Genomic DNA, 25,625 nt, shown 5'->3' with positions numbered 1-25,625 from the left:
GTTGCATCGACAGGTTTAGGCGTGCGGGGTTAACGAGACGTGAATTAAATCGAATTGTCCCGGATAATTTCACACGCTGTTTGTCGAGCGTCCGGACGAGGCCACCGCGGCGCGTTTTGGGCCCGCACCGGTCGTGCACCCGGCGTGCACAGGCTGTGCACCGCCGGAAGCCCCTCTCACCCCGCCGCCACGAGCGCGAATCCGATCCGGTCGCCATGGCCGAGGCCGTAGCCGAGCTGGATCATCATCTCCGTCATCGGCTCCAGATACCGGGCGTTGGTGAGGCCGCCGGCTGGAATCGCGGTCATCCCGATGTCCCGCACGAGGCCGGCCACGGACTCGACCGCCGCCGGGTCGTCGCCGGCGACGAAGACGGGGAGGGGGGAGACCGTCCCCCCCGCATGGCCTGCAAGGACCGCCGCGAAGATCGTGTTGAAGGCCTTCACGACGGTGGAGGCGGGCAGGGCGCGGGCGATCTCCTCGGCCGCCGAGGTGCTGTGGCCGATGGTCAGGCTCATGAAGTCGGGCGCCAGCGGGTTGGTGAGATCGACGAGGGTCTTGCCCGCCAGCGCCTCCGCCACGCCGGGCTGCGCGGCGAGCGCCCGCGCCTGTTCGTACTTCACCGCGAGGAGGGTGAGGTCGGCGGCGGCGAGGGCCTCCAGCGGGTCGTCGGTGCTGGCGAAGGCCTCCACCTGGTGGCCGGCGGCCTCGATCAGGCGGGCCAGCGGCGCGCCCATGTTGCCCTTGCCGAGAATTGCGATTCGCATGTCCATGCTCCTTTGCGTCTGGATGCTCTGGACGTAGCGAGGCGCCGGGCTGCATACTCGCCGCATCATGCCAAAGAATGCGGCCAGACGGACAGAGCGACTCGTCGATCCCGATCGGGCGGGGGCGCCGGTCTTCGTGCTCTCGGACCGGCACGCGAAGATCGCCGGGCCGTGGCACAGCCACCGGCGGCGGCAGCTTCTGCACGTGAGTGCCGGGGTGCTGACGGTGGAGACGCGGGCGGCGCGCTACGTGATCCCGCCGCAAAGGGCGGTGTGGATCCCGCCGGGGGTGGAGCATCGCATCCTCTCCGCCGCGCCGTTCTGGCTGACGACCTGCTACGTCGATGCCGCCCTCATGCCGACCCTGCCCGGCGAGACCTTCGCCGTCTCCGTCGACCGGCTCTGCGACGCGCTGCTGATCGCGGCGAGCGGCTTCGGCGCCGACGCGCCGCGCAGCGGCAAGGAGGAGCGGCTGGTGGCGGTGCTGCTCGATTGCCTCGCCGCGCTGCCGGTTTTCGACGTGGTGCTGCCGCTGCCGGAGAGCGCGCGGCTCAGGAGAGTGACGGACCGGCTGATGGCGCGGCCGGAGCGGAGCGACACGCTGGCCGAGCTCGCCGCCGGGGCCGCGCTGACGGAGCGGACGGCGGCGCGGCTCTTCAAGGCGGAGACGGGGATGGCCTTCGGGGCGTGGCGGCTGACGCTGCGGGTGCAGCTCGCCACCGGGCTGCTCGCCGGGGGGATGAGCGTGACGCAGACGGCCTTCGCGGTGGGGTACCGCGACGTCTCCTCCTTCATCGAGGCGTTCCGGAGCGTCTTCGGGCATACGCCCTCGCAGATGATGAAGCGGCAGGAGGGGGCGCGAGAGGCGGGGTGAGCCGCCTCAGAGGCTCTTGCGGAAGGTGGTGACCGGCAGGGTGAAGGTGCCGCCGAGCTTCTTGAGCTCATGCGGGGCGGTGCCGGCGTCACGCCACCCCTCGCGGCCGTAGAAGCGGGCGGCACGGGTGTTCTCGGCCATGCAGAGGAGGCGGGCCTCCTGCACGCCGGTGGCGGCGAGCCGCGCCTCGCCGTCGTGGAGGAGCTCGCTCGCCAACCCGGTGCCGCGCGCGGCGGGGGAGACGTAGAGCTGGTCGATCTCCTCCCCCTCGATGGCGCAGAAGCCGAGCGGCGCCTCCGCCGTGCCGGCCATGCGGAGGAGGCCCTCCGCCTGCATGAGGCGCAGACGCTCGGCGAAATAGGGCGCGGCGCGGAAGGTCAGCACCTCCGGCGGGACATGGGCGGCGTGGGCTTCGTGCCAGCCCTCCTGCCAGAGCCGGGCGAGGGCGGGCAGATCCTCCGGCGTCGCGGGGCGGAGGGTCACCCGCCGACCGTCAGGCCGCCGATCAGCAGGCTCGGCTGGCCGACGCCGACCGGCACCCATTGGCCGGCCTTGCCGCAATTGCCGACGCCAGGATCGAGCGCGAGGTCATTGCCGATGCCGCGGATCTGCTTGAGCGCCGTGGCGCCGTCGCCGATCAGCGTCGCGCCCTTGATGGCGGCGCCCTTCACGCCGTTCTTCACCCGGTAGGCCTCGGTGCAGGAGAAGACGAACTTGCCGGAGGTGATGTCCACCTGCCCGCCGCCGAAGCCGACGGCCCAGATGCCGTCCTTGAGGTCGCCCAGCAGCGCCTCCGGCTCCGAATCGCCGGCGAGCATGTAGGTGTTGGTCATCCGCGGCATGGGTATGTGGGCGAAGCTCTCGCGGCGGCCGTTGCCGGTGGGTTCGACTCCCATGAGCCGGGCGTTCTGGCGATCCTGCATGTAGCCGACGAGCCGGCCGTCCTCGATGAGGACATTCTTGCCCGAGGGGGTGCCCTCGTCATCGACGCTGAGGGAGCCGCGGCGGCCCTCCATCGTGCCGTCGTCGAGGACGGTGACGCCCTTGGCCGCGACCTCCTGCCCCATGAGGCCGGAGAAGGCGGAGGAGCCCTTGCGGTTGAAGTCCCCTTCCAGCCCGTGGCCGACGGCCTCGTGCAGGAGGATGCCCGGCCAGCCGGGGCCGAGGAGGACATCGAGGACGCCGGCGGGGGCGGCCTCGGCGCCGAGGTTGACCAGCGCGATGCGCAGCGCCTCGGCGACATGGGCCTTCCAGCCGTCGGGCTGGAGCAGCAGCTCGATCCCGTGCCGGCCGCCGCCGCCGGAATGGCCGCTCTCGCGGCGGCCGTTCTCCTCGACGATCACCTGCACGTTGAGGCGGGCCATGGGGCGGATGTCGGTGACGGAGTGCCCCTCGGGGCGCAGGATCACGACCTCCTGATGGCTGGCGGCGATATTGGCGGAGACCTGGACGACGCGCTTGTCCATGGCGCGGGCATAGGCGTCGATCTCGCGCAGAAGGTCGACCTTCACGCCGAAGGCGGCGCCGTCGATGGGGCTGTCGTCGCCGTAGAGCTTGCGGTTGGTGGCCGGCGGGGGCGGGGCCATGGTGCCGCCGCCATCGCCCACCGCCAGCCGGGCCGTCGCGACGGCGCGGGCCAGCGAGCGCTCGGAAATCTCGGTGGAATGGGCGTAGCCGGCGACGTCGCCGCGCACGGCGCGCAGGCCGAAGCCCTCGGAGGCGTCGAAATTGGCCATCTTGAGTCGGCCGTCATCGAAGCCGAGCACCTCGGTGGCGCGGCGTTCGAGGAAGAGTTCGCCGTCATCGGCGCCGGCCACGGCCTCGCGCAGGCGGGCGAGCGCCTCGGCCTCGCCGATGAGAGTCTCGAAGGGACGGAAGGGGGCGTCGGCCATGGGGGCTCTCCTGTCGGCACCGAATGGTGAGGACCGCGTGGTCATTTGACGCCACCGGCCTTCTTGTTCTGACCGTCAGGATATGGGAATAGAGCGCCGAACCGCAATCGGCCCCGCCCACGCCCGGCCGATGGCCATCGCAAGTTGCGCGGCTGTGCGCGCCAGTACCCAGGGGACCCGATGCGCAAGTTCAACCCGATCCGCCGCGGCATGACCGCGCTCGCCGCCGCCGCCACCTCGCTCTTCGGGGCCGCCGCCGCGCGGGCGCAGACGCCTGAAATCCAGGAATTGCTGGGCGACCTGCCCGTCATCGGCCACCCCCAGTCGGGGGCGGTGGGCTGGCAGCCCGCGGCGACGGAGCTGGCGCGCGACATCCACTGGCTCGACGGGATGCTGCTGTGGATCATCTCCGGCATCGTGCTGCTGGTCATGGCGCTGATCCTGATCGTGATCGTGCGCTACAACCGCCGCGCCAACCCGACGCCGAAGCGCTTCACCCACAATTCGCCGCTGGAAATCGCGTGGACGATCGTGCCGATCGTCATCCTCGTCTTCATCGGCTCCTTCTCCCTGCCCGTCCTGTTCAAGCAGCAGGTCATCCCGGAGGGGGACATCAACATCAAGGTGACGGGCTACCAGTGGTACTGGGGCTATGAATACGTCGACGAGGGCGTCTACTTCGACGCCTTCATGATCGGCTCGGGCGCCGGGCAGATCAACGAGGAGGTCGTCGACCAGCTGGAATCCTACGGCTACTCGGCCGACGATTACCTGCTCGCCGCCGACAACGCCGTCGTCGTGCCGGTGGGGGCCACCGTGGTGATGACCGTCACGGGCGCCGACGTGATCCACTCCTGGACCATCCCCGCCTTCGGCGTGAAGCAGGACGCGGTGCCCGGCCGGCTCGCGCAACTGTGGTTCGCCCCCGAGATCGAGGGCGTGTACTTCGGCCAGTGCTCCGAACTTTGCGGTAAGGACCATGCCTATATGCCCATCGTGGTGAAGGTCGTGGACCAGGAGACCTATGACGCCTGGCTCGAGCTGGCGCGGGAAGAGTACCCGGCCTGATGAGAGCCCCCGGCGCCGCGACCGCCCGCGGCGCCAGCGAGGATGTGAGAATGCAAGAGGCCAGCCTCGACGAGAGCGCTGCCGTCCCGGTGGAAGCCGGTCTCGGCGACTACTTCGCGCTGCTGAAACCGCGGGTGATGTCGCTCGTCGTCTTCACAGCGCTGGTGGGGATGCTCGCGGCGCCGGTGCCGGTGCACCCCTACATCGCCTTCGTGGCCACCTTGTGCATCGCGGTCGGGGCCGGCGCCTCGGGCGCGCTGAACATGTGGTGGGACAGCGACATCGACACCAAGATGCGCCGCACCCGCAGCCGGCCGATCCCGCAGGGGCGTGTCCGCCCCGAGGAGGCGCTGGGCCTCGGGCTCGCCCTCTCCGGCTTCGCGGTGGTGCTGCTGTGGCTGGCGACGAACCTTTTGTCGGCGGCGCTGCTGGCCTTCACGATCTTCTTCTACTCCGTCATCTACTCGATGATCCTCAAGCGGCGCACGCCGCAGAACATCGTCATCGGCGGCGCCGCCGGCGCCTTCCCCCCGATGATCGGCTGGGCCGTGGCGACGGGGGGCGTGAGCCTTGAGTCGGTGCTGCTCTTCGCGCTCGTCTTCATGTGGACGCCGCCGCACTTCTGGGCGCTGGCGCTGTTCGTGAAGACGGATTACGGCGACGCCGGCGTGCCGATGCTGACGGAAACGCATGGCCGCCCCGCGACGCGCGTGCAGGTCTTCGCCTACACGCTGCCGCTGGTGGCCGTGTCGCTCGGTATCGCCTTCACCTCCCTCGGCGGCTGGCTCTACCTCGCCGTGGCGCTGGCGCTGGATGTCTGGTTCCTCGCCGGAGCATGGGCGATCTTCCGGCGGAGCGAGGCGCAGGCGGAGGCGGACAGCTACGCGACCGAGAAGCGGGTCTTCATGGTCTCGCTGTGGTACCTCTTCGGCCATTTCGGCGCGATCCTCGCCCAGTCCGTGCTGACGCAGTGGGGCCTGGCGCAATGGGGGGGCTTCTGATGGCCATCCAGGTCGAGCATGAGCTGCACAAGCGCCGCGCCGGGCGGAACTGGGGGCTGCTCCTCATCCTCATCGCCTTCGTCGGCGTCGTCTTCGGCCTCACGGTCGTGAAGGTGACGCGGCTGGGCGATGCGCGGGCGTTCGAGAATTTCGACCACGTCGCCAATCCGGCGCTGGAGCGGGCGGCGGAGGAGCAGGAGCTACAGGAGGTCACGCCATGAAGTGGACACCCTCGAAGATGGCCGGCGCGCTCGTGGGCGTCGCCATCGCAATGGTGAGCTTCTCCTACGCGGCGGTGCCCTTCTACTCCTGGTTCTGCGCCGTCACCGGCTTCGGCGGCGAGACGGGCGTGGCAACGGCCGGCTCCGACACCGTGCTCGACCAGACGATCAAGGTGCGCTTCGACGCCTCGCGCGACCGCGACATGCCGTGGACCTTCACGCCCGCCCAGCGGGAGATGGAGGTGCGCATCGGCGAGACGGCTCTGGCCTTCTACGAGGCGAGCAACCCGACGGACCGGGTGGTCGCCGGGCAGGCGACCTACAATGTCACCCCCTACGAGGCCGGCGGCTTCTTCGACAAGATCGAGTGCTTCTGCTTCACCGAGCAGGTGCTGCAGCCGGGCGAAACCGTGATGATGCCCGTCAGCTTCTTCGTCGACCCCGAGATCGTGGACGACCGGGACGCCAAGTATGTCAACGTCATCACCCTCTCCTACACCTTCTACGAGATCGACCTGCCGGAAGAGTATGCGGCCGTGGACGTGCAGGGCGCTGAGGCTTTGACAGGCCCCGCGCAAGGCGCCATAGACACCAACTGAAGAATATCGAGGGACGGCAAAGATGGCCCATGCCAAGAATCACGACTACCACATCCTGAGCCCCTCCATCTGGCCGCTCACCGGCTCCGTCGGCGCGTTCGTGATGCTGTTCGGCGCCGTGCTGTGGATGCATGGGTCTGGCCCCTACATGGGGCTGATCGGCTTCGTCCTCGTGCTCTACACCATGTACGCCTGGTGGGCGGAGACGGTGAAGGAAGGCACGAGCGGCGTCGATTACACGCCCGTCGTGCGCATCGGCCTGCGCTACGGCTTCATCCTCTTCATCCTCTCCGAGGTGATGTTCTTCTCCGCCTGGTTCTGGGCCTTCTTCAAGAACGCGCTCTACCCGATGGGGCCGGAGAGCCCGATGGTCGCCGGCCAGTGGCCGCCGGCCGGGATCGAGACGTTCGACCCCTGGCACCTGCCGCTGATCAACACGCTCGTGCTGCTGTGCTCCGGCGCCGCCGCGACCTGGGCGCACCACGCGCTGGTGCATGACAACAACCGCAAGGATCTGAAGGCCGGGCTGGCGCTCTCCGTCGCGCTGGGCATCCTGTTCACCGTCTTCCAGATCTACGAATACACCCACGCCACCTTCGGCTTCTCGGGCAACGTCTACGGCGCCGTCTTCTACATGGCGACAGGCTTCCACGGCTTCCACGTCGTGATCGGCACCATCTTCCTCGCCGTCTGCCTGCTGCGCGCCTATCGCGGCCACTTCACGCCCGACAATCACGTCGGCTTCGAGGCGGCCGAGTGGTACTGGCACTTCGTCGACGTGGTGTGGCTGTTCCTCTTCGCGGCCGTCTATATCTGGGGCGGCTGACACCCCCACGGACGATCGGACAGGAGGCGTGCGGGCGGGGCCCGCGCGCCTCTCTTCCTGAAGGGGGAGGCGGCCCTTGCGGCGCATCATTCCACCGCTGATCTTCGGCATCCTCGGCTGCGCCGTGCTCATCTCGCTGGGCGTCTGGCAGCTCCGCCGGCTGGAGTGGAAGGAGAGCGTCCTCGCCGAGATCGAGATGCGCATCGCCTCCGCCCCCGTCCCGCTGGAGGAGGCGGAGGCCGAATATGCCCCCGTCACGCTGAGCGGTGAGATCACCGGCCCGGCCCTGCGCTTCATCTATTCGGGGACCGAGGAAGACATCGTCGCCGCCGTCCAGACGGAGGCCGGGCGGCGGGTGATCGTCGATCTCGGCCTCGTGCCGGCGCGGCCCATGGCCAGCGCCCCGCCGGAGCTGCCGGAGGGGCGGGTGGAGATCACCGGCAACCTCGTCATGCCCGTCGGGCGCGGCGGCACGCTGCATCTCGACCAGTCCAACGCCTGGGCGGCGCGGGAGCTGGGCAACCTCGCCGAGGTGCTGGGGGCGGAGCCCGTCTTCGTCGTCGCCCGGCAGATCGAGCCGACCATCCCCGGGCTGACGCCGCTGCCGGTGAGCGCCGAGGGCATCCCCAACAACCATTTCGGCTACGCGATCCAGTGGTTCGGCATCGCCCTCGTCTGGGCGGGCATGAGCCTCTACCTGATCCGCCGGACCCTGCGAGCGAAGGACTGATCCATGCGCTACATCTCCACCCGCGGCCAGGCGCCGGTTCTCGGCTTCGAAGAGGCGATGCTGACCGGCCTCGCCCGCGACGGCGGCCTCTACGTGCCCGAGACGGTGCCGGTGATGGCGCCCGAAGAGATCGCGGCGCTGGCGGGGCTGCCCTATGAGGAGGCGGCGCGCCGCGTGGTGCTGCCCTTCCTCGGCGATGCCTTCACGGAAGGGGAGCTGGAGGGGCTGATCGAGGCGGCCTATGCCGAGTTCGCCCATGCCGCGCGGGCGCCGCTGCGGCAGATGGGGCCGAACCTCTTCCTGCTGGAGCTGTTCCACGGGCCGACGCTGGCCTTCAAGGACTTCGCCATGCAGCTGATCGGCCAGCTGATGCAGGCCTCGCTCGCCCGATCCGGCAAACGCATCACCATCGTCGGCGCGACCTCCGGCGACACCGGCTCGGCCGCGATCGAGGCCTTCAAGGGGCTGGCGAATGTGGATGTGTTCATCCTCTTCCCGCAGGGGCGCGTCTCCGAGGTGCAGCGCCGGCAGATGACGACGGCGGCGGAGGAGAACGTGCACGCCATCGCGCTGGAGGGGGATTTCGACACCTGCCAGGGCCGGCTGAAGGACCTCTTCAACGATCACAGCTTCCGCGACGAGGTGGGGCTGGCGGGCGTCAACTCCATCAACTGGGCGCGGGTGCTGGCGCAGGTGGTGTACTACTTCACCTCCGCCACGGCGCTCGGCGCGCCGCACCGGGCGGTGGATTTCACCGTGCCGACGGGCAACTTCGGCGATATCTTCGCCGGCCACATCGCGCGGCGGATGGGGCTGCCGGTGGGCAAGCTGGTGATCGCGACCAACCAGAACGACATCCTGCACCGCACCATGGCGACCGGCGAGCAGCGCAAGGAGGGGGTGTCGCCCTCCATGTCGCCTTCCATGGACATCCAGGTCTCCTCCAACTTCGAGCGGGTGCTCTTCGAGGCCTATGGCAACGACGGCGCCGCGGTGAGCGCGGCGATGGAGGGGCTGGCGAGCGAGGGCGGTTACGCGCTGGGGCAGGGGGCCTGGGGCTGGCTGGCGGAGCGCTTCGCCTCCGGCCGTGCGAGCGAGGAGGAGACGCTGCAGGCGATCTTCCGCGCGCAGGTGGCGACGGGGGAGATCCTCTGCCCGCACAGCGCCGTGGGCTACCACGTCGCCGAGACGCAGCAGGGTGCGAACCCGATGGTGACGCTGGCGACGGCGCATCCGGCGAAGTTCCCCGACGCCGTGGAGAAGGCAATCGGCCTCCGCCCGCCCCTTCCCCCGCAGATGGCGGACCTGTATGACCGGCCGGAACGGGTGACGGAGATGGCGGACGACCTCTCGGCCCTGAAAACCTTCATCCGGGAGACGCGCCGCACGTGACCGTACAAGTTCAGACCCTCTCCAACGGCCTCCGCGTGGCGACCGAGAACATGCCCTCCATGCGCTCGGCCGCCATCGGCATCTGGGTGCAGGCCGGCGGCCGGCACGAGCGGGAGGAGCAGAACGGCGTCGCGCATTTCCTCGAGCACATGGCCTTCAAGGGCACGCGGACGCGCAGCGCGCTGGCCATCGCCGAGGCGATCGAGGACGTGGGCGGCTACATCAACGCCTACACGGGGCGCGAGATGACCGCCTACTACGCCCGCGTACTGGAGGCCGACGTGCCGCTGGCGCTGGACGTGATCGCCGACATCCTGATGAACCCCGCCTTCGACGACGAGGAGATCGAGGTCGAGCGACACGTGATCCTGCAGGAGATCGGGCAGGCGCTGGACACGCCGGACGACATCATCTTCGACTGGCTGCAGGAGGTTGCCTACCCCGGCCAGCCCATGGGCCGCTCGATCCTCGGCCCCGCCGAGCGGGTGGCGGCCTTCTCCAAGGCGGACCTCAAGGGCTTCGTCTCCGAGCGCTATCGCCCGGCCGAGATGATGCTCTGCGCCGCCGGCGCGGTGGACCACGACGAGATCGTGCGCGAGGCCGAGCGACTCTTCGGCCACCTGCCCGCCAGCGAGGCGCAGGATGCCGCGACGCCGGCCAGCTTTTCCTCCGGCGAGCGGAGAGAGCTGAAGAAGCTGGAGCAGGTGCACTTCACGCTCGGGCTGGAGGGGCCGCATTACCGCGATGACCGGGTCTTCGCGGCGCAGGTCTATTCCATGGCGCTCGGCGGGGGCATGTCCTCCCGCCTGTTCCAGAAGGCGCGCGAGGAGAAGGGGCTCTGCTACACCATCTTCGCGCAGGCCGGGGCCTATGCGGATACGGGGATGCTGACCATCTACGCCGGCACCTCGGAGGCGGAGATCGCCCAGCTGGCCGAGCTGACGGCGACGGAGATCCGCCGTTCGGCCGACGACATGAGCGAGGCGGAGCTCAACCGCGCCAAGGCGCAGATCCTCGCCGGCATGATGATGGGGCTGGAGAGCCCGTCGAACCGCGCCGAACGGCTGGCGCGGATGCTGCAGATCTGGGGCCGGGTGCCGAGCCTCGAGGAGGCCGAGGCGCGCATCCGCGACGTGACGCTGGCCGACCTCAAGGCCCACGCGGCGACGCTGGGCCAGCAGGGCATGGCCATGGCGCTCTACGGCCCCGCCGGCGGCGCGCCCGAGCTCGGCGAGCTGCGCCGGCGCCTGGCGGCGTGAGGCGGGGCTGATGCCGATGCGGGGAGCCGTCTGATGCTGGGGTCCCGCCGCCGCGTGCGGCTGGAGACCGAGCGGCTGACGCTGCGCCCGCCCGTGCATGCCGACTTCCGCGCCTGGACGGCGCTGCGCTCGCAGAGCGCCGCCTTCCTCAAGCCATGGGAGCCGACCTGGGCGGCGGATCACCTGACCCGCAAGAGCTTCACCAACCGCGTCTACTGGGCGCAGCGCTCGATCAACCAGGGCTCGGCGCTGCCGCTCTTCCTCATCCGCCGCGAGGACGAGGCCTTCCTCGGCGCGATCACGCTGGACAACATCCGACGCGGCCCGGCGCAGGCGGGGACGACGGGCTACTGGATCGGCCAGGGCTACGCCCGGCAGGGCTACATGCGGGAGGCGATCCGGGCGCTGGTGCACCACGCCTTCACGGTGCTCGACCTCAGCCGGATCGAGGCCGGCTGCCTGCCGGAGAACGCGCCCTCCCGCGGGCTCCTGGAGAGCTGCGGCTACAAGTACGAAGGCGTGGCGCAGAGCTACCTGCAGATCAACGGCCGCTGGCGCAACCACGTGCTCTACGCCAACCTGCGCAGCGACCGGCGCGGCAAGACCGAGGCGGGCTGAGCGCCGGCGGAGCCGGCGGCAGCGCCGGGCGGCCTCCCGCCCACCCACCCCGGCGCGCCCGGCGCTGGGGGGCGCTGGATCTGGCGCTGGGTGGGGGCGGAGAGGGAGGAGGGGGGCTCTGCCCCCCGCCTGCGGCCCCCCCGAGGGTATTTTTGGCCAGATGAACATGGGGCGCGGGGGGCGGTCTGTGCTTTTTGTTGCGCGGGGCGGGCTCACGGGGGTGTGACGTCGGGGAGGCGCGGGGCGTGGCAGGATGGGGCATGCGTATTGTCCTGGCCCTTGCCGCTCTGCTCCTTGCCACGCCGCTGGCGGCGCAGGAGCGGATTCCGTCGCATTGCCTCGCCTTCGCCGAAGGGGAGGCGCAGGTGATGCCGGCGAGCTTCCGCGAGCCGCTGGGGGCCGACGAGGTGCGGCTGACCTTCATCGATCACGCCATGTTCCTCATCCAGGTGCCGGGGATCGACGTGGTGACGGACTTCACCGGGTTTGTCGGCAATGTCGATTTCACGCCCGACGTGGTGACCATGAACCGGGCGCATTCCTCCCACTGGACGCCCTTCCCCGACCCGGCCATCGGGCACGTGCTGCGCGGCTGGAGCGAGGAGGGCGGGGCGGCGGAGCATTATCTCGACCTCGGGGCCATGCTGATCCGCAACGTGCCGACGGATATCCGGGTGGGAGACCGGTTCGGGAACGTGGGGCTGCTGCCCGATGGCAACTCGATCTTCATCTTCGAGGCCGGGGGGCTTTGCATCGGGCATCTGGGGCACCTGCACCACGAGCCGACGCTGGACGATTACGCGCAGATCGGGCGGCTCGACGTGGTGATGGTGCCTGTCGATGGCGGGCTGACGCTGCCGCAGGAGGTTCTGCTGAGGGCCATGGCCCGCTGGCAGGCGAGGGTGGTGATCCCCATGCACTGGTTCGGGCCTGCGAACATGGAGCGCTTCGTGGCCGGGATGCAGGCGCAGGGCGTGGCGGTGGATCGGCGGGACGGCAACGAGGCGGTGCTGTCGAGGGAGACGCTGCCGCGAGAGCCGACGGTGATGGTGCTGCAGTCGGGATTTCTCGCCGAATGAGAAGGGCTTGCCCCGACCCTTGCGCTGAACGCGGGGTGGTGGTTCTTCTGGCGGCATGAGTTTGCAGGACGCCTCCGACAGCCTGATCGATGCCCTTCGCGCCCGTCTCGGCGAGGCGGCGATCCGCGAGGGGACGCGCTACCACGAGGAGCCGCGGGGCCGCTGGCGGGGCCGGGGGCCGGTGGTGGCGCCGGGCTCCACCGAGGAGGTCGCCGAGGTGGTGCGGGCCTGCGCCGAGGCGAAGGTGGGCATCGTGCCCTATGGCGGCGGCACGGGGCTGGTCGGCGGGCAGATCGCGCCGGAGGGGGCGGTGCCGCTCGTTCTGTCGCTGGAGCGGATGGGCGCCATCCGCACCGTCTACCCCGAGGAGAACGTGATGGTCGTCGAGGCCGGCTGCATCCTGGCCGAGGTGCAGGCGGCGGCGGAGGCGGAGGGGCGGCTCTTCCCGCTGTCGCTGGCCTCGGAGGGCTCGGCAAGGATCGGCGGGCTGCTGGCGACGAATGCCGGGGGGATCAACGTGCTGCGCTGGGGCAATGCGCGGGCGCTCTGCCTCGGGATCGAGGCGGTGATGGCCGACGGCACGGTGATCGACACGCTGACGCGGCTGCGCAAGGACAACACCGGCTACGACATCCGCGACCTGATCGTCGGCTCGGAAGGGACGCTGGCCATCATCACCGCGGCGGCGCTGAAGCTGGTGCCGCGGCCGGCGCAGGTGGGGACGGCGGCGCTGGTGGTGCCCTCGCCCGAGGCGGCGCTGACGCTGCTGGCGCTGGCGCACCGGCTCTCGGGGGAGACGCTGACCGCCTTCGAGCTGATCCACCGGCAGGGGCCGGATTTCCTCTCCGAAGTGGGGCCGGAGGTGACGCGGCCCTTCGCCGAGGTGCCCGAGTGGATGGTGCTCGCCGAGGTGGGGCTGCCGGAGGGCGGCGCGCCGGAGGAGATGCTGACGCGGCTCTTCGAGGCGGCGGCGGAGGAGGGGCTGGTGAGCGACGGTGTCATCGCCTCCTCGGAGGGGCAGCGGCAGGCGCTGTGGACGCTCAGGGAATCCATCCCCGAGGCGAACAAGCGCATCGGCGCCATCGCCAGCCATGACATCGCGCTGCCGCTCTCGGAGGTCGCGGGCTTCATCGCGGAGGCGCCGGGGCGGCTGGCGGAGGTGGCGGAGGGGCTGCGGATCAACTGCTTCGGCCATCTCGGCGACGGGAACCTGCATTACAACCTCTTCCCGCCCAAGGGGCAGCGGCGCGAGGCCTACAAGGAGCAGGCGCTGGCGCTGTCGCGGATCGTCCACGATCTCGCCCATGAGCGGGGCGGGACGATCAGCGCCGAGCACGGGATCGGGCGGCTGAAGGTGCAGGATCTGGCGCGCTACGGCGACAAGGGTAAACTTGCCGCGATGGCAGCCATCAAGACGGCGCTCGACCCCCACGGGCTGCTCAATCCGGGGGCCATTCTGCCCGGAAAGTGACCGCCAATCTGTCGCAAATGTCGTCAGACTGACGATGGCAGGGCAAAATACGTAGCAATGCGGCAGGGGCCGCCCCCCAGCCCGGTTTTGCCGCCATGTCACTTTCAAAGGCTCTTGCCATTTTCTTGCGCAGGCCAAAGGATCGGCCGCATGGCGCGCGGCTCCCCGCGCGGCCTTCGTCATCTGCGGGCCGGAGAGGGACATCTCCGCACCGCGTTATCCGAACAGGGAGACTTCAATGACAGTCAAAAACATTCTGAAGGGCGGCACCGCTGCTTTCGTCCTCGGCCTTGGCTCTGCAGCCGCCGCCCAGGACAGCTCTTTCACCATGCGGATGCTCGACGAATCCCCGTCGATCGACCCCAGCCTCATCGAAGACGTCTCGGGCTCCGACATCGCCCGCCAGCTCTTCGAAGGCCTGATGAACCAGGATGCCGAGGGCAACGTGATCCCCGGCGTCGCGACCGATTACGAGGTCTCCGAGGACGGCCTCACCTATACCTTCAACCTGCGCGACGGGGCCGTCTGGTCCGACGGCGAGCCGGTGAAGGCGTCTGACTTCGTCTATTCCTGGCAGCGTGCGGCCAACCCCGAGACCGCCTCGCCCTACGCCTGGTACATCGAGCTGATGTCGATCGAGAACGCCTCGGCCGTCATCGCCGGCGAGGTCGACCCCTCCGAGCTGGGCGTCGAAGCCCCCGACGACAGCACCTTCGTCGTGCACCTGACGACGCCGCTGCCGTACTTCCCGCAGATGGTCACGCACACCACCACCTTCCCGGTGCCCGAGCACGTGATCACCGAGCTGGGCGATGCCTGGGTCGAGCCCGGCAACATGGTCTCCAACGGCGCCTACGTGCTCACCGAGCGCGTGCCGCAGGAGCGTCTCGTCGCCGAGCGCAACGAGATGTACTGGGATAACGAGAATACCTCGATCGAAGAGGTCGTCTTCCTCATCATCAACGACGAGAACGTGGCGCTGACCCGCTACCTCGCCGGTGAGCTCGACCGCACCGAAGTGCCGACCGGCCAGTACCCGAGCCTCTCCGAGGAATATCCGGATCAGGCCGTCTCGGTGCCGTCGCTGTGCACCTACTACTACAACTACAACCTGCGCGACACGGGGCCGGAGTGGGCCCAGAACGCCGACGTGCGCAAGGCGCTCAGCCTCGCCGTCGACCGTGACGTGCTGGTCGAGAACGTCCTGCAGGCCGGCCAGATCCCGGCCTACACCTTCACGCCCGGCGCCACCGCCGGCTTCGAGGTGCCGGAAGTGCCGTTCGCGACGATGACGCAGGAAGAGCGCAACGAGATGGCCCAGGAGCTTCTCGCCGGTGCCGGCTACGGCCCGGAAGGCGAGCCGCTGGAAGTGGAGATCCTCTACAACACCTCCGAAGGTCACCGTCAGATCGCCGTCGCCGTGTCCCAGATGTGGCAGCAGACGCTCGGCATCACCTCCACGCTCGCCAACATGGAATGGCAGACGTTCCTCGAAGAGCGTGGCAATGGCAACTTCGACGTCTCCCGTGCCGGCTGGTGCGGTGACTACAACGAGGCTTCCACCTTCCTCGACCTGATGGACAGCGGCTCGGGCTACAACGACGCCGCCTACGTCAACGAAGAGGTCGACACGATGCTGGCCGACGCGAAGACCGCGGAGAACCCGCAGGAGCTCTACACGCAGATCGAACAGATCGTGGCGGAAGAGATGCCGGTGATCCCGCTCTACCACTACACGTCGGTCTTCATGCTCAACCCGGCGATCCAGGGCTGGCCCTACGATAACGTGCAGGGCAACTTCTACGTCAAAGACTTCACCCTGTCCGAGTAATCGGCCGTTGTGAGCCTTTCGCGCCCCGTCTCTTGAGTGAGGCGGGGCGCGTTCCGCCTGAGTGGGGGCATCCATGCTGAATTACATCCTGCGCCGTTTGCTGATCGCCATCCCGACGATCCTCATTCTGGTCATCATCAGCTTCGTGCTGATGTTCGCGGCCCCCGGCGGGCCCTTCAATTCCGAGCGGCCGCTGCCGCCGCAGACGCTGGCGAACATCGAGGCGCGTTACGGGCTGGACCAGCCCTACGTCGTGCAGATCTTCAATTACATCAAGAACATCGTCCTGCACTTCGACTTCGGCCCCTCGTTCAAGTACAAGGACCTTTCGGTCACCGACATCATCGCGCAGGGCTTTCCCGTCACGCTGACCTACGGCTTCTGGTCCTTCGTCGTGGCGGTCGTCTCCGGCGTCTCGCTGGGCGTGGTCGCCGCGATCCGCCATAACTCGAAGGTGGATTACGCCGCCGTCGGCGTCGCCATCGGCGCAAGCGTGCTGCCGAACTTCGTGCTGGCGCCCATCCTGCTGCTGATCTTCACGCTCTGGCTCGGCTGGCTGCCGGGCGGCGGCTGGAACGGCGGGCAGATCGAATACATCATCCTGCCGGTCATCGCGCTCTCCACCAGCTACTTCGCCTCGATCGCGCGCCTCACCCGCTCGTCGATGCTGGAAGTGCTCAACACCGGATTCATCCGCACGGCGCGGGCCAAGGGCCTGCCGATGCGCCGGATCATCTGGAAGCACGCGATGAAGCCGACGATCATGCCGGTGCTGTCGTATCTCGGCCCGGCCTTCGTGGGCATGATCACCGGCTCGGTGGTCATCGACGTCTACTTCTCCACCGGTGGCATCGGGCAGTACTTCGTCAACTCGGCGTTCAACCGCGATTATTCGGTGATCATGGGGATCACCATTCTCGTCGGCTGCCTCACCATCCTGTTCAACCTCGTGGTCGATATCCTCTACGCCTGGATCGACCCGAAAATCCGCTACTGAAGGGGGGCGCCATGACTTTCGTCGACAAGGATGCCGCCGAAGAGCGGCAGGGCCATGCCGGCCATGACCAGATCGCGGGCCGCTCGCTCTGGGCCGATGCGCGGCACCGGTTCTTCCAGAACAAGGCCGCCGTCGTCTCGATGGTGGTGCTGCTGCTCATCCTGCTCTTCGCGCTCTTCGGGGGCTACCTGAACGAGCACAACGGGCAGTTCATCGACTTCACCATCGGGGGGAACCTCCGCGAGGTGGGCAAGCCCAGCATCGAGAACGGCCATTACTTCGGCCTCGATCAGGACAAGCGCGACCTCTATTCGCGCACCGTGCAGGGCACGCGCATCTCGCTGCTCGTCGGCGTGCTTGGCGCGCTCGTGGCGGTGGTCGTCGGCACGCTCTACGGCGCCATCGCCGGCTACGTGGGCGGCAAGACCGACAGCATCATGATGCGCGCCGTCGACATCCTGATGTCGATCCCCTTCATGTTCGTGCTGATCATCCTGCTCGTCATCTTCGGCCGCTCCATCGGGATGCTCTTCGTCGGCATCGGCCTGATCTCCTGGCTCGACATGTCGAGGATCGCACGGGGGCAGACGCTCTCCATCAAGAACAAGGAGTTCGTCGAGGCGGCCATCGCCACGGGCGTGGCGCCGATGACGATCATCCTGCGCCATATCGTGCCCAACCTGCTCGGCCTCGTCATCGTCTACGCGACGCTGCTGGTGCCCGGCATGATCTTGGCGGAGAGCTTCATCTCCTTCCTCGGCCTCGGCGTGCAGGAGCCGAACACCTCGCTCGGTGCGCTCATCAACTTCGGCGCGCAGAACATGGCCTATGGCACCTTGTGGATGCTGTATTTCCCGCTGGCCTTCTTCGTCCTCATCCTGACGGCGTTCTACTTCGTGGGCGACGGCCTGCGTGACGCGCTCGACCCGAAAGACCGCTGACATGGCATTGCTGGACATTCACAACCTGAAGGTCGACTTCCGCACCAACGACGGCGTCGTCAACGCCGTGAAGGGCATCGACTTCACGCTCGACCGGGGGGAGACCCTCGCCATCGTGGGCGAAAGCGGCTCTGGCAAGAGCCAGACGGCCTTCGCCACGGTGGGCCTGCTGGCGCAGAACGGCGAGGTCTCCGGCTCGGCCAAGTATGACGGGCGCGAGCTCATCGGCATGCCGCTGGCGGAGATGAACAAGATCCGGGCCCGGGAGATCGCGATGATCTTCCAGGACCCGATGACCTCGCTGAACCCCTACATGCGCATCTCCGACCAGATGGCCGAGGTGCTGCAGCATCACGAGGGCAAGTCGAAGAAGGAGGCGCTGGCCGAGGCCGTGCGCCTGCTCGACATGGTGCGCATCCCCGCCGCCAAGGCGCGGCTCAACATGTATCCGCACGAGTTCTCCGGCGGCATGCGCCAGCGGATCATGATCGCCATGGCGCTGCTCTGTAAGCCGAAGCTGCTGATCGCCGACGAGCCGACCACGGCGCTCGACGTGACGGTGCAGGCCGAAGTCCTGGACGTGATGGATGACCTCAAGCGCGAGACGAACACCGGCATCGCGCTCATCACCCACGACATGGGCGTCGTCGCGCGGATGAGCGACAACATCATCGTCATGCGCTACGGCGAGGTGGTGGAGCGGGGCACGGCCGACCAGATCTTCTACGAGCCGCAGCACGACTACACGAAGATGCTCCTCGCCGCCGTGCCGCACCTCGAGCGGACGGACAGGGGCGAGCGCCCGTCGATCGACCTCGCGGCCGGCCGGGGGGAGGACCCGATCCTCAAGGTGCGCGACATGAAGGTGCACTTCCCGGTGCAGATCGACCGCAAGGGGCTCTTCCGGCGCACGCGGCCGCTGCGCGCCGTCGATGGCGTCTCCTTCGACCTGCAGCCGGGGCAGACGCTCGGCGTCGTGGGCGAATCCGGCTGCGGCAAGTCCACGCTGGCGCGCGGTGTCCTCCAGCTCATCCCGCCGACGAGCGGCGAGGTGGTCTGGCTCGGGCGCGATGTCTCCGGCGCCAGCCGGTCGGAGCTGCGCGATCTGCGCGAGGAGCTGCAGATCGTCTTCCAGGACCCGCTGGCGAGCCTCGACCCCCGCATGACGGTGGGCGATTCCATCGCCGAGCCCTTGAAGGTTCACCGCCCCGGCCTGTCCCGCTCCGAGCGGCAGCAGAAGGTGCGGCAGATGCTGGAGCGGGTGGGCCTCGATTCCAACATGATCAACCGTTACCCGCACGAGATGTCGGGCGGGCAGAACCAGCGCGTCGGCATCGCCCGCGCCATGATCACCGAGCCGAAGCTCGTCGTCTGCGACGAGGCGGTCTCGGCGCTCGACGTCTCGGTGCAGGCCCGCGTGGTGGACCTGCTGATCGAGCTGCAGAAGAGCATGGGGCTGGCGATGATCTTCATCAGCCATGACCTCTCGGTCGTGCGCGAGGTGAGCCACCGCATCATGGTGCTCTACCTCGGCCGCGTGGTGGAGCTGGCCGACGGGCCGGAGATCTACGAGAGCCCGGCGCATCCCTACACCCGCGCGCTCCTCTCCGCCGTGCCGCGCCCCGACCCGCGGGCCGAGCGGAGCCGGGAGCGGGTGCGCCTCGAGGGCGACCTGCCGAGCCCGCTCGACAGCCGGGCGCAGCTGCGGTTCATGAAATCCAAGCTCGTCGACGACCCGGAGGCGGACCAGTATCGCCCCAAGCTCGTCGAGGTCTCCCCCGGCCACTACGCCGCGGAGCACGACCCCGTCCTCGGCACCGAGGCGCTGCGCGCCTCCTGAGCCGTCACCGGCCGGCCCTCGCGGTCGGCCGGGGCGCTGTCGCCCGGGGGGTGGTCAGACGGAGAGCAGGATCTCTCTGAGGCCGTCTTCCGTCACCATCTCGGCGGCCTCTTTGGGGCTCACCCAGATGCGGTTGCGGCGGTCGGCCTCCGGGTAGTCGGAGACGGTCTTGCGGACCTTCACCTCGAAGACGTCGAGCAGGCAGGGCTCTTCATCGCCGTGATCGGTGACCTTTGTGGCGATGAAGCTGCCGAGCGCCTTGCGGCCGACCTTGCCACGCTTGACGCCGCCTTCCTCCCACGCCTCCTGCATCGCCGCCTCGCCGGGGGTCTTGCCGTTGATCGGCCAGCCCTTGGGCAGGATCCAGCGCCCCTCCGAGGAGGTGACGAGCAGCACTTCGGTGCCGCTCTTGCCCTTGCGCAGGCAGAGCGCCGCGAGCTGGCGATGGACAGGCGGTGAATAGGCTCTCTTCGGTTTGGCCGCGACAAGCGCTTTGGCCGGCATGGGGTGCTCGAGTTCTTGTTTTTGAGATTTGTGACACCCTATCACAGTCAAGGGTAAAAACAAAGAAAAGGCTTCGGGGGCGGATCGGGGCGCCCGTCAGGTGCCCAGTCAGGTACCACGCGGCTTGGCGCGGAGCGTCGGGTCCGCCACGCGGGGGTCCTCCGGCCAGGGGTGGCGGGGGTAGCGGCCGCGCATTTCCTTGCGGACCTCGGCATATTCGCCGGCCCAGAAGCCGGGCAGGTCCATCGTCACCTGCAGGGGCCGGCGGGCGGGGGAGAGGAGCGTGATGCGGATGGGCTGGCCGGCGGCGACGGGGTGGCGCGTGGTGCCGAACATCTCCTGCATCCTGAGCTCGATGGCGGGCTGGCCGTCCTCGTAGGAGATGGGCACGCGGTTGCCGAGCGGCGTGGTGAAATGCGACGGGATGGCGCTGCTGACGGCCTGCTCCCCCGCCCAGCCGAGGCGGGCGGTGAGCGGGGGCACGAGGTTGAAGCCGCGCCACTCCGCCTCCGACGAGACGGAGCCGATGTAGGGCAGGAGCCACTCCTCCGCCTCCGCCAGCAGCGCCTCTTCGGTGAAGGGCGGCACGTCGGCGCCGGCGGAGCGGGCCAGCTCCACCCGCTGGGAGAGGCGGAGCGCGGCGCCGGAGAGGGAGAGGCCGGTGAGGCGGACGCCCTCCAGCATGGCGCGGGCGCGCAGCTCCCCCGGCGCCTCCCACCGGCGGGAGGCGAGGGTGAGGGCGCCGAGGCGCTCCTCCTCGCGGGCCACGACGCGGCGCTCGCGGCGGGACCATTCGCAGAGCTGTACCCAGGTGATCCGGGCGCCGAAGGTCTCGCGGAGTTCGGCCTCGGTGAGGCGGGCGGCGAGGCGGATCCTGGCCTCGCGGGGGTGGCCATCCGTCTCGATGGCGACGAGGAGGCGGTCGCCGGCCAGTGGGTCCGCCTCCGGCAGGATCGCGCCCTTGCCGCCGGAGAGCAGGTAGCGCGGCGCGTCGCCGGGGCGGCGGAGCGCGATGCGGTCGGGGAAGGCAAGGGCGGCGGCGATGCCGGGGGAGGCGTGTGTCTCGGGCAGGCCACGGGCGAGGCGTTTGGTTTCGGAGCGCAGGCGCTTGAGGGCCGGGGGCGGGGCCGAGGGGCCGGGCTGGCCAGCGAGGGCGGAGAGGCGGGGCGCGACGTCGACGCCGGCGGAGGGGCCGAAGGGGTCCCGCTCGGAGAGCAGGGCGGCGAGGGGGGCGGCGGGGGCGCCGGCCTCGGCCAGCATATGGGCGAGGCGGGGGTGCAGCGGAAGGGCGGCGAGGCGGCGGCCATGGGCGGTGATGAGGCCGGAGGCGTCGAGCGCGCCGAGACCGAGGAGGAGGGCGCGGGCTTCGGCCAGCGCCGCCTCGGGCGGGGGCGTCAGGAACGGCAGGTCGGCGGAGCCCCAGAGCGCGAGGTCGAGCGCGAGGGGGGCAAGGTCGCCGGCCTCGATCTCCGGCCGGGGCTGGGCGGCAAGGGCGCCCTCCTCGCCCTTCGTCCAGAGCCGGTAGGCGCGGCCAGGGGCGACGCGGCCCGCCCGGCCGGCGCGCTGCTCGGCCTCGGCGCGGGTGACGCGCTCGGTGACGAGGCGGGACATGCCGGAGCCGGGGTCGAAGAGGGCCCGGCGGGCGCGGCCGGCGTCCACCACGACGCGGATGCCGTCGATGGTGAGCGAGGTCTCGGCGATGGCGGTGGAGAGGACCACCTTGCGCCCGTCGAAGGGGGCGAGAGCGGCGCGCTGGGCGGCGGGGGGCAGGGCGCCGTAGAGCGGGAAGCACTGCGCGCCGGCGGGCAGGCGGCCGGAGAGGGCGGCCTCGGTGCGGCGGATCTCGCCCTCGCCGGGGAGGAAGACGAGGACGCCGCCTTCCGTCTCCGACAGGGCCTGGAGGGTGAGGGCAGCGACCTCCTGTTCGAGCCGGGCGCGGGGCGGCGGAGGCTTGTCCAGCCAGAGGCGCTCGACGGGGTAGGTGCGGCCCTCCGACGTGATGACGGGGGCATCGCCCATGAGGGCGGCGACGGGCGCGGCGTCGAGCGTGGCGGACATGACGACGAGGCGGAGGTCGGGGCGGAGGGCGCCGCGGATCTCCAGCGCGAGGGCGAGGCCGAGGTCGGCTTGCAGGGAGCGCTCGTGGAACTCGTCGAAGAGGATGGCGGAGATGCCCGGCAGCTCGGGGTCGGACTGGATCATCCGGGTGAGGATGCCCTCGGTGATCACCTCGATGCGGGTGGCGGGCGAGGTGACCGCCTCGCCGCGCATCCGGTAACCGATGGTCTCACCGGGGCGCTCGCCGCGCTCTGTGGCCATGCGCTCCGCCGCGGCGCGGGCGGCGAGGCGGCGGGGCTCGAGCATGAGGATGCGGCCGGGGCCGGCGAGGCCGGCGGCGAGCATGGCGGGGGGGACGCGGGTGGTCTTGCCGGCGCCGGGCGGGGCCTGGAGGACGGCGTGGCCGGTCTCCTGAAGGGCGGTCAGGAGAGCGGGGAGGGCGTCGTCGATGGGCAGGCGGGGCAGGGACATGGGGCGAGGCTTAGCGCGGGCGGGGGCAGGGGCGGAAGGGCGGTGGGTGGAAAAGGGTGGAAGACTGGTCGGAGGGGGGGCTCGGTGAGGCGGTCGCTTTGGGCATTGCCGTCTCGCAGCTGGCGCCCGGCTCTCACGCCGGCCCGTGGGGTGGCGCTCCTCCTGTTCCGCTGTCGTGCTTTATGCCTGTCACGCCCCTCCCAGCGGCGCGCTAAGCACCCAGCCCCGCCAGAGCGCCAGCCCGCGGGGACGGGCCGGCGCTCGCGCGGCGGCCTGCGGCCTTGATTCCGCGCGGGGGAAGGAGCGGTGGTGGGGCGCCGAGGTGGGTTGGAAACCCACCCTACGGATCCGCGCGACGTAGGGTGGGTTTTCAACCCACCATGCCCGGCCCGACAATGGGACTGTCTTCGCATCGTCGCTCCCCGGGTCTGGTGGTCCCGCGGCCAGCCGGGACAGGCGCACCGGCGGCATGGCGGGCTGAAGCCCGCCCTACGGGCCCTACGGAGCCCCCTCGGCACCAACCCGGCCCGCCTCAGGCCTCGGGCGCGAGCTCCATCGCCCGGGCGAACATCGCGGGATCGACATTGCCGCCCGAGGCCACCGCGATCACCGTCTCGCCTGCCAGCTCCGCCCCGTGGAACAGGGCCGCCGCCAGCGCCACCGCGCCGCCGGGCTCGACCACCAGGCGCAGGTGGCGGAAGGCGGCGCCCATGGCGCGGAGGACCTCCTCCTCCGTCACCACGAGGCCCGGGCCGGCGTGGGCGGCGAGGAGCGGGAAGGTGATGTCCCCCGGCTCCGGCGTGACGATGGCGTCGCAGATGGAGCCCGACAGGCGGGCGTTGCGACGCTTCTCCCCCGCCGCCAGCGAGCGGGCGACGTCGTCGAAATCCTCCGGCTCCACCGTCCGCACCCGCATCCCCGGCGCCTCCGCCGCCAGCGCCAGCGCCATGCCGGAGGCGAGGCCACCGCCGCCGCAGGGGACCAGCACCTCCGCCTCGCGCAGGCCGCGCTCCGCCGCCTGCGCCGCCAGCTCCAGCCCGGCGGTGCCCTGCCCGGCGATGACCAGCGGCTCGTCGTAGGGGCGCACGAGCACGTAGCCGCGCTCCTCCGCCAGCCGGGCGCCGATCTCCTCGCGGCTCTCGGTGGCGCGGTCGTAGGTGACGACCTCAGCCCCCAGCGCCCGAGTGCCGGCGATCTTCGCCGCCGGGGCGTCAGCCGGCATGAGGATCGTCGCCGGCAACCCATGCTCTCGCGCGGCATAGGCGACGCCCTGCGCGTGGTTGCCGGAGGAGAAGGCCATGACGCCGCGCACGCCGCCCTCCGCCAGCTTCGACACCGCCGACCAGCCGCCGCGCGCCTTGAAGGAGCCGGTGAGCTGCAGGCTTTCGGCCTTCACCAGCACCGGACGGCCGGCCATGGCGTCGAGGCCCGGCGAGGCGAGGAGGGGCGTGCGGTTGAGCCGCGTGCCGATGCGGGCGGCGGCGGCGCGGATGTCGGCGATGCCGGGGGGTGTCATGTCCATGCAGCTCTCCATGCGGCCAGCGCCTCCAGCGCCTGCGGTTCGTCGAGGAAGGGGACGTGGCCCCTGTCCGGCACCTCGGCGCGGATCATGTCCGGCCGGCGGCGGGACATCTCGTCCGCCACCTCCAGAGACAGAAGGTCGGAGTTCGCGCCCCGGATCAGCGCCAATGGCAGGCCGGAGAGCGCCTCGAAGAGGTGCCACTGGTCGCCGGCGGGGGCGGGAGAGCCGCTCTCGCCCAGCACCGCCTCACGCAGGGCCGGATCGTAGCGCAGCTCCAGCCCGTCCTCCCGCTCGCGGTAGCGGTGGCCGGCCTCCTCGCGCCAGCGCTGGCGCGAGACGCCGGGGAAGCGCGGGTCCGTGGCCAGCTGCGCCGCCGCCTCGTCCAGCGTTGCCGCCTTCGGAGGACGGCCGAGGTAGGAGGCGATGTGGGCGAGGCCCTCGGGCATCAGCTCCGGCCCCACGTCGTTGAGCGCCACGGCGCGCAGCCGGTCCTTCGCCGCCGCCGCCAGCACCATGGCGATCAGCCCGCCGCGGGAGGTGCCGAGCACCGCCACCTGCGGCAGGGCGAGATGGGCGAGGAGCGTCAGGACGTCGCGCGCCTCCTGCGGGATCGTGTAGGTCGCGGGGTTCGCCCAAGCGGAGCCGGCGCGCCCCCGGCAATCCATACGGATCAGGCGCAGGCCCTGCAGGTGGGGGGCGACGTGGTTGAAATCCTCGCCGCCCCGCGTCAGCCCGGCAAGGCAGAGGAGCGGCGGGCCGAAGCCCTCGTCGGTGTAGAAGATCGTCGTGCCGTCCTCGGCGGAAAAGGTGGGCATCAGGCGATCTCCGGCAGGGGGGTGAGGTCGGTGAGTTCATGCTCCGGCGCCGCCCAGAGGCGCTCGCGCGGGGCGCCGGCGCGGTTGACCCAAACGCTGGTGAAGCCGTAGCCGGAGGCGGCGGCGGCGTCCCAGCCGTTGGAGGAGACGAAGAGCACCTCCACCGGGGCGCAGCCGAAGTGCCGGCCGACGAGGGCGTAGACGGCGGCCGCCGGCTTGTAGATGCCGGCGTCCTCGGCGGAGAGCACGGCGTCGAGGTGGCCGCCGATCCCCGCCGCCTCCACCGCGCTCGCCAGCATCTGCGGCGTGCCGTTGGAGAGGATGCCGGTCGCCAGCCCCCGCGCCTTCAGCGCCGCGAGCACATCCGGCACCTCGGGGAAGGCGGCGAGCCGGTCGTAGAGGCCGAGGAGGGTGGCGCGCAGGCCCGGCTCCTCAAGGCCGAGGGAGGCCAGCGTCCAGTCCAGCGACTCCTCGGTGACGGTGCGGAAATCGGCGTGGCGGCCGGCGGCGGCGCGCAGCCAGGTGTAGTCCAGCTGCTTGTCTCGCCACAGGCGGGCCAGATCCTCCCAGACCTCTGCCAGCGCCTCGCCCCCGGGGGCGGAGGCGGCCTCTCGCGCCGGGGCGGCGACGTCGAAGAGCGTGCCGTAGGCATCGAAAATCACGGTTGTTGTTGCCACACGCTCCCCCGTCCGCTCCTCGCCGGGGGAAATTGGCATGACGGCGGGCGGAGGGGAAGGACCGGCATGGGGCGCGGCGCCGGCAGGACTCCGCCGGTCCGTCACGGGGCCGTGTGCGGCGGGGAACGAGTGGGGGCCGGCGCGACTTTAGTGACCAACGTAGCAATAACCC

General features: G+C 70.2%; 24 protein-coding genes. 16 read left to right on the top strand and 8 right to left on the bottom strand.

What is annotated here, in order from left to right; all coding sequences use genetic code 11:
* Positions 1-176 precede the first annotated feature (176 nt).
* Positions 177-767: an NADPH-dependent F420 reductase gene (locus GY170_RS12480; RefSeq protein ID WP_163894138.1), complete on the bottom strand. Its 591-nt coding sequence runs from the start codon at positions 765-767 to the stop codon at positions 177-179.
* A gap of 67 nt (positions 768-834) precedes the next feature.
* On the opposite strand from GY170_RS12480, the gene GY170_RS12475 reads away from it, so the two are divergent.
* Positions 835-1,641: an AraC family transcriptional regulator gene (locus GY170_RS12475; protein WP_163894136.1), complete on the top strand. Its 807-nt coding sequence runs from the start codon at positions 835-837 to the stop codon at positions 1,639-1,641.
* 6 nt (positions 1,642-1,647) lie between these two features.
* Here the strand turns inward: GY170_RS12475 and GY170_RS12470 are convergent, their stop codons facing one another.
* Positions 1,648-2,124: a GNAT family N-acetyltransferase gene (locus GY170_RS12470; RefSeq protein ID WP_163894134.1), complete on the bottom strand. Its 477-nt coding sequence runs from the start codon at positions 2,122-2,124 to the stop codon at positions 1,648-1,650.
* Positions 2,121-3,533, bottom strand: coding sequence for a metalloprotease TldD (gene tldD / locus GY170_RS12465; RefSeq protein WP_163894132.1), 1,413 nt, complete (start codon positions 3,531-3,533; stop codon positions 2,121-2,123). The genes GY170_RS12470 and tldD overlap by 4 nt, the downstream gene beginning before the upstream one ends.
* A gap of 180 nt (positions 3,534-3,713) precedes the next feature.
* Between tldD and coxB the strand changes: the two genes are divergently transcribed.
* The 15 genes from coxB to GY170_RS12390 all read left to right on the top strand — a co-directional run bounded on the left by coxB (position 3,714) and on the right by GY170_RS12390 (position 19,406).
* The gene (gene coxB / locus GY170_RS12460; protein ID WP_235924171.1) at positions 3,714-4,601 is read left to right on the top strand and encodes a cytochrome c oxidase subunit II; all 888 of its coding nucleotides are present in this window, start codon (positions 3,714-3,716) and stop codon (positions 4,599-4,601) included.
* A gap of 50 nt (positions 4,602-4,651) precedes the next feature.
* A complete protein-coding gene (gene cyoE, locus GY170_RS12455; RefSeq protein ID WP_163894131.1) occupies positions 4,652-5,602 on the top strand; it encodes a heme o synthase in 951 nt (316 codons plus the stop codon).
* Positions 5,602-5,823 (top strand): cytochrome c oxidase system small membrane protein, encoded by a 222-nt coding sequence (locus GY170_RS12450; protein ID WP_163894129.1) that lies wholly within the window; start codon positions 5,602-5,604, stop codon positions 5,821-5,823. Before cyoE ends, GY170_RS12450 begins: the two co-directional genes overlap by 1 nt.
* Positions 5,820-6,422 (top strand): cytochrome c oxidase assembly protein, encoded by a 603-nt coding sequence (locus tag GY170_RS12445; protein WP_163894128.1) that lies wholly within the window; start codon positions 5,820-5,822, stop codon positions 6,420-6,422. Before GY170_RS12450 ends, GY170_RS12445 begins: the two co-directional genes overlap by 4 nt.
* 22 nt (positions 6,423-6,444) lie before the next feature.
* Entirely contained in the window at positions 6,445-7,248 is an 804-nt protein-coding gene (locus tag GY170_RS12440) for a cytochrome c oxidase subunit 3 (protein WP_163894126.1), read from the top strand.
* A 76-nt stretch (positions 7,249-7,324) separates the two neighbouring features.
* Positions 7,325-7,978: an SURF1 family protein gene (locus GY170_RS12435; RefSeq protein WP_163894124.1), complete on the top strand. Its 654-nt coding sequence runs from the start codon at positions 7,325-7,327 to the stop codon at positions 7,976-7,978.
* Between the two features lie 3 nt (positions 7,979-7,981).
* Positions 7,982-9,370, top strand: a complete 1,389-nt coding sequence (gene thrC / locus GY170_RS12430; protein ID WP_163894123.1) for a threonine synthase — start codon at positions 7,982-7,984, stop codon at positions 9,368-9,370.
* Positions 9,367-10,629 carry a M16 family metallopeptidase gene (locus GY170_RS12425; protein WP_163894121.1) on the top strand — a complete coding sequence of 421 codons (1,263 nt, stop codon included), beginning with the start codon at positions 9,367-9,369 and terminating at the stop codon, positions 10,627-10,629. The genes thrC and GY170_RS12425 overlap by 4 nt, the downstream gene beginning before the upstream one ends.
* A gap of 33 nt (positions 10,630-10,662) precedes the next feature.
* Entirely contained in the window at positions 10,663-11,247 is a 585-nt protein-coding gene (locus tag GY170_RS12420) for a GNAT family N-acetyltransferase (RefSeq protein ID WP_163894119.1), read from the top strand.
* A gap of 260 nt (positions 11,248-11,507) precedes the next feature.
* Positions 11,508-12,326 carry an MBL fold metallo-hydrolase gene (locus GY170_RS12415; protein WP_163894117.1) on the top strand — a complete coding sequence of 273 codons (819 nt, stop codon included), beginning with the start codon at positions 11,508-11,510 and terminating at the stop codon, positions 12,324-12,326.
* A gap of 55 nt (positions 12,327-12,381) precedes the next feature.
* Positions 12,382-13,797, top strand: a complete 1,416-nt coding sequence (locus GY170_RS12410; RefSeq protein WP_163894115.1) for an FAD-binding oxidoreductase — start codon at positions 12,382-12,384, stop codon at positions 13,795-13,797.
* A gap of 238 nt (positions 13,798-14,035) precedes the next feature.
* Positions 14,036-15,628 (top strand): peptide ABC transporter substrate-binding protein, encoded by a 1,593-nt coding sequence (locus tag GY170_RS12405; protein WP_163894113.1) that lies wholly within the window; start codon positions 14,036-14,038, stop codon positions 15,626-15,628.
* A 73-nt stretch (positions 15,629-15,701) separates the two neighbouring features.
* A complete protein-coding gene (gene oppB / locus GY170_RS12400) occupies positions 15,702-16,625 on the top strand; it encodes an oligopeptide ABC transporter permease OppB (RefSeq protein WP_163894111.1) in 924 nt (307 codons plus the stop codon).
* Between the two features lie 11 nt (positions 16,626-16,636).
* A complete protein-coding gene (locus GY170_RS12395) occupies positions 16,637-17,566 on the top strand; it encodes an ABC transporter permease subunit (protein ID WP_163894109.1) in 930 nt (309 codons plus the stop codon).
* A gap of 1 nt (position 17,567) precedes the next feature.
* On the top strand, positions 17,568-19,406 hold the full coding sequence (locus tag GY170_RS12390; protein ID WP_163894107.1) for an ABC transporter ATP-binding protein: 1,839 nt from the start codon (positions 17,568-17,570) through the stop codon (positions 19,404-19,406).
* Between the two features lie 54 nt (positions 19,407-19,460).
* On the opposite strand, the gene GY170_RS12385 is transcribed toward GY170_RS12390, so the two are convergent.
* The 5 genes from GY170_RS12385 to GY170_RS12365 all read right to left on the bottom strand — a co-directional run bounded on the left by GY170_RS12385 (position 19,461) and on the right by GY170_RS12365 (position 25,492).
* Positions 19,461-19,910 carry an NUDIX hydrolase gene (locus GY170_RS12385; RefSeq protein ID WP_163894105.1) on the bottom strand — a complete coding sequence of 150 codons (450 nt, stop codon included), beginning with the start codon at positions 19,908-19,910 and terminating at the stop codon, positions 19,461-19,463.
* 108 nt (positions 19,911-20,018) lie between these two features.
* Positions 20,019-22,439, bottom strand: a complete 2,421-nt coding sequence (hrpB, locus tag GY170_RS12380) for an ATP-dependent helicase HrpB (RefSeq protein ID WP_235924170.1) — start codon at positions 22,437-22,439, stop codon at positions 20,019-20,021.
* A gap of 532 nt (positions 22,440-22,971) precedes the next feature.
* Positions 22,972-23,961, bottom strand: a complete 990-nt coding sequence (locus tag GY170_RS12375) for a threonine ammonia-lyase (protein WP_394351495.1) — start codon at positions 23,959-23,961, stop codon at positions 22,972-22,974.
* Positions 23,952-24,776, bottom strand: coding sequence for an alpha/beta fold hydrolase (locus tag GY170_RS12370; protein WP_163894103.1), 825 nt, complete (start codon positions 24,774-24,776; stop codon positions 23,952-23,954). Before GY170_RS12370 ends, GY170_RS12375 begins: the two co-directional genes overlap by 10 nt.
* Complete coding sequence (locus GY170_RS12365; RefSeq protein WP_167803317.1) at positions 24,776-25,492, bottom strand: haloacid dehalogenase type II; 717 nt, start codon at positions 25,490-25,492, stop codon at positions 24,776-24,778. The genes GY170_RS12370 and GY170_RS12365 overlap by 1 nt, the downstream gene beginning before the upstream one ends.
* Between the last annotated feature and the right edge of the window lie 133 nt (positions 25,493-25,625).

Origin of the sequence: Pseudoroseicyclus tamaricis, assembly GCF_012070395.1 — a bacterium.
Taxonomy (GTDB): Bacteria; Pseudomonadota; Alphaproteobacteria; order Rhodobacterales; family Rhodobacteraceae; genus Pseudoroseicyclus_A; species Pseudoroseicyclus_A tamaricis.
This window is presented reverse-complemented; position numbering and strand designations above follow the sequence as displayed.